This window comes from Endozoicomonas acroporae (genome assembly GCF_002864045.1).
Taxonomy (GTDB): Bacteria; Pseudomonadota; Gammaproteobacteria; order Pseudomonadales; family Endozoicomonadaceae; genus Endozoicomonas; species Endozoicomonas acroporae.
The window spans coordinates 1-953 of the sequence record NZ_PJPV01000294.1 but is presented as its reverse complement, the minus strand read 5'-3'; the positions used below and the strand labels follow the sequence as shown (position 1 = coordinate 953).

1 protein-coding gene is annotated in these 953 nt (G+C 52.6%); it reads left to right on the top strand.

Annotation, left to right across the window (positions count from 1 at the left end):
• Positions 1-953, top strand: a 953-nt coding sequence (locus tag CX664_RS25370; protein ID WP_146000386.1) for a DUF1601 domain-containing protein, incomplete at both ends; no start/stop codon positions are given.

Sequence of the window (953 nt, the reverse complement as noted above, 5' to 3'; positions counted from 1 at the left end):
TCAGGATATCGCCAACCTGCTGTGGGCCATGGCGAAACTGGTGGACAACGGGCAGGAGCAGACACCAGAGCTCAACGAGGCCGTGGCCGCGCTGTTGCCCCACGTGAACGCACAGAAAGACCAATTTATTCCTCAGGATATCGCCAACCTGCTGTGGGCCATGGCGAAACTGGTGGACAACGGGCAGGAGCAGACACCAGGGCTTAAAGGGGCCGTGGCCGTGCTGTTGCCCTTCGTGAACGCACAGAAAGACCAATTTATTCCTCAGCATATCGCCAACCTGCTGTGGGCCATGGCGAAACTGGTGGACAACGGGCAGGAGCGAACACCACAGTTTAACAAGGCTGTGGCCGCGCTGTTGCCACACATCAACACGGAGAAAGCTAACTTTAAACCACAGGAAATCGCCAACCTGCTGTGGGCCATGGCGAAACTGGTGGACAACGGGGAGTGGAAATCAGAACTCAACGAGGCCGTGGCCGCGCTATTGCGCCACGTGAACACACAGAAAGCTAACTTTAAACCAAAGGAAATCGCCAATCTGCTGTGGGCCACTGCGAAACTGGGTGAGTTCGTTGAGCTGAACCTGCTGACCTCTATGTTTGAATCGCTTGTTTACCGAATCAGTAAAAACCCTCCGCTCTCACAGCAAGACATATTGATGTCTCTCTGGGGAGTGATGGTGTGCTGTGCCAGATTGTCTCTGGACTCCCGAAGCAATAACTGGTTTGAAAAGCACATGGATGGCCTGTTTACTCGTGTGGAAAATATATCCTCAGACAATGAAGACGATCAACGCATCATTGCCATGGCCGCAAGTTGGCTTGGGAGAGCGTGCCCGGTCGTCCCCAATTACCGGACAACTATTTCAAAACCTCAAGCCGACTTTCGCGATCAACTCCAATCATGCTTTCCCTCTTTACAGATTGAAGAAGAAAAGAGTCTGAACTCAT